This window comes from Aromatoleum evansii (assembly GCF_012910805.1).
In the GTDB taxonomy this organism is placed as follows: domain Bacteria; phylum Pseudomonadota; class Gammaproteobacteria; order Burkholderiales; family Rhodocyclaceae; genus Aromatoleum; species Aromatoleum evansii.
The window spans coordinates 1-2,918 of sequence record NZ_WTVK01000139.1; the positions used below are offsets into that span (position 1 = coordinate 1).

Consider the following 2,918-nt stretch of genomic DNA (forward strand, 5'->3'; position numbering starts at 1 on the left):
GTGCTCGACAGCGCCCGCGCGATCACGTGCGGCGAAGGCGAGCTGTATCTGGCGGGCGGCGTCGAGAGCATGAGCCGCGCCCCCTTCGTCGTCGCCAAGCCCGAGGCCGCCTACAGCCGCGACTTCAAGGTCTATGACTCGACGATCGGCGCCCGCTTCCCGAATCCGAAGGTCGTCGAGCAGTACGGCGGCCACTCGATGCCCGAGACCGGCGACAACGTCGCGGCCGAGTTCAGTATCACGCGCGACGAGGCCGACCGCTTCGCCGCCGCGTCGCAGGCGAAGTTCGCCGCGGCGCAGGAAGCCGGCTTCTTCGCCGGCGAGATCCTGCCGATCGAGGTGCCCACGGGGCGCAAGACCCCGCCGCTGACCGTCAGCGAGGACGAGCACCCCCGCCCCGACACGACCTACGACACCCTCGCGAAACTGAAGCCGCTCTTCGCCGGCGGCATCGTCACCGCCGGCAACGCGTCGGGCCTCAACGACGGCGCGGCGGCACTGCTGATCGGCAACGCGGCGGTCGGCGAACGCGCCGGCGCCAAGCCGATCGCGCGCATCCTCGCCGGGGCCGCGGCCGGCGTGGAGCCGCGCATCATGGGTGTGGGGCCCGCCTACGCGATCCCCAAGGCACTCGAGCGCGCGGGCCTGACGCTCGCCGACATGGACATCATCGAGATCAACGAGGCTTTCGCTTCGCAGGTGCTGGGCTGCCTGAAGCTGATGAACGTCGCCTTCGACGATGCGCGCGTAAATCCCAACGGCGGGGCGATCGCGGTCGGCCACCCGCTCGGCGCCTCCGGCGCGCGCCTCGCGCTCACCGTCGCGCGCGAGCTCGAGCGCCGCAACGCCCGCTACGCCGCGATAAGCCTGTGCATCGGCGTCGGCCAGGGCCTGGCGATCATCATCGAGCGCGTGTAAGCGGGCCGGAGACGACGATGACCGACGGCGCCCTGTCCCACCTCCGCGTGCTCGACCTGTCGCGCGTGCTCGCCGGCCCGTGGGCCGGCCAGACGCTCGCCGACCTGGGCGCCGACGTCATCAAGGTCGAGCGCCCCGGCAGCGGCGACGACACCCGCGGCTGGGGCCCGCCCTACCTCAAGGACCGCGACGGCGAGGACACGCACGAGGCGGCCTACTACCTCGCCGCCAACCGCGGCAAGCGCTCGGTCACGATCGACATCACGAGCCCCGACGGCCAGGCGCTGGTGCGCGAGCTCGCCGCCCAGAGCGACATCCTGATCGAGAACTACAAGGTCGGCGCGCTCGCGCGCTACGGCCTCGGCTACGAGGATATCCGCGCGATCAACCCGCGCATCATCTACTGCTCGATCACCGGCTTCGGCCAGGACGGCCCGCTCGCGGCGCTGCCCGGTTACGACTTCATCATCCAGGCGATGGGCGGCCTGATGAGCATCACCGGCGAGCGCGACGACCTGCCGGGCGGCGGCCCGCAGAAGCTCGGCATCGCCTTCGCCGACCTGATGACCGGCATGTACGCGACCGTCGCGATCCTCGCCGCGCTCGCCCACCGCGACGTGAGCGGCTCCGGCCAGTACATCGACATGGCGCTGCTGGACGTCCAGGTAGCGAGCATGTCGAACATGAACCTCAACTACCTGACCTCGGGCCGCGTGCCGGTCCGCCACGGCAACGCGCACGCCAACATCGTGCCTTACCAGGTCTTCCACGCGCAGGACGTGCCCTTCGTGATCGCCGCCGGCAACGACGGGCAGTTCGCGAAACTCGCGACGGTCGTCGGCCGCCCGGAACTCGCCGTCGATGCGCGCTTCGCAACGAACGCAGGACGCGTGCGCCATCGCGACGTGCTGATCCCGCTGCTCGAGGGCCTCTTCCGCGAACACCCCGCACAGCACTGGATCGCGGCACTGGGAGCGGCGGGCGTGCCGAGCGGGCCGATCAACGACATCGCCCAGGCGCTGGAGCACCCGCAGGTGCGCCACCGCGGCATGCGCATCGATCTGCCCCACCCGCAGGCGGGAAGCGTGCCGCTGGTCGCGAGCCCTTTCAAGCTCTCCGCGACGCCGGTCCGTTACCGCCGCCCGCCGCCGCTGCTCGGCGAGCACACGCGCGAGATCCTGACCCAGCGCCTCGGCCGCCACACCGCCGAGATCGAGGCCTTATACGAACGAGGTGTAATTTGACTACGAACGCGACAACCGACGGCGCGCCCGGCGCACGCCTGCTCGTCCGGCGCCACGGCGCGGTGCTACAACTCACGCTCAGCAACCCGGCGCTGCGCAACGCGCTGCATCCGGACATCTACGCCGCAGGCCTCGCCGCGGTCACGGACGCCGCCGCCGACCCGACACTCGGTGCGATCGTGCTCACGGGCGAGGGGGCGCACTTCTGCGCCGGCGGCAACGTCAATCGGCTGGCCGCCAACCGCCAGGGCCCGCGCGAGGTCCAGCGCGACAGCCTCGAATGCTTCCATCGCTGGGTGCAGACAATGCGCCGCTGCCCGCTACCGATCGTCGCCGCGGTCGAGGGCAGCGCGGCCGGTGCAGGCTTCTCGCTCGCCCTCGCCAGCGACCTTATCGTCGCGGCCGAGAGCGCGCAGTTCCGCATGGCCTACGTCAAGATCGGCCTGAGCCCGGACGGCGGCGGTTCGGCCTTCGCCAGTCGCGTGCTGCCGCGCCAGCTCGCCGCCGAGCTGCTGCTCACCGGCGCCCCGCTTGGAGGCCGACGCCTGCAGGAACTCGGCGTCGTCAATCGCGTCGTCGCCGACGGCACAGCGCTCGCCGAGGCGCTCGCCCTCGCACAAAGCCTCGCACGCGGGCCGAGGCGCGCCCAGGGCCGAATCAAGACCCTCCTCGACGCCGCGCTGACGAACCCGCTCCAGACGCAACTCGACTTCGAACGGGACCACTTCCTCGACAGTCTCTTCGGCCCCGAAGCGG

3 protein-coding genes are annotated in these 2,918 nt (G+C 71.4%); all 3 read left to right on the forward strand.

The window, feature by feature from the left end; translation table 11 throughout:
- A partial coding sequence (locus tag GO615_RS27435; RefSeq protein ID WP_169133017.1) for an acetyl-CoA C-acyltransferase occupies window positions 1–918 on the forward strand: 918 nt, incomplete at its 5' end.
- Between the two features lie 17 nt (window positions 919–935).
- Entirely contained in the window at window positions 936–2,162 is a 1,227-nt protein-coding gene (locus GO615_RS27440) for a CaiB/BaiF CoA transferase family protein (protein ID WP_169133018.1), read from the forward strand.
- On the forward strand, window positions 2,159–2,918 hold a 760-nt coding region (locus GO615_RS27445; RefSeq protein WP_169133019.1), incomplete at its 3' end, for an oxepin-CoA hydrolase, alternative type. The genes GO615_RS27440 and GO615_RS27445, both read left to right, overlap by 4 nt.

Coding starts and splice junctions, on each gene's coding strand:
- GO615_RS27440 (WP_169133018.1), top strand. CDS start 936: ATGACCGACGGCGCCCTGTCCCACCTCCGCGTGCTCGACCTGTCGCGC.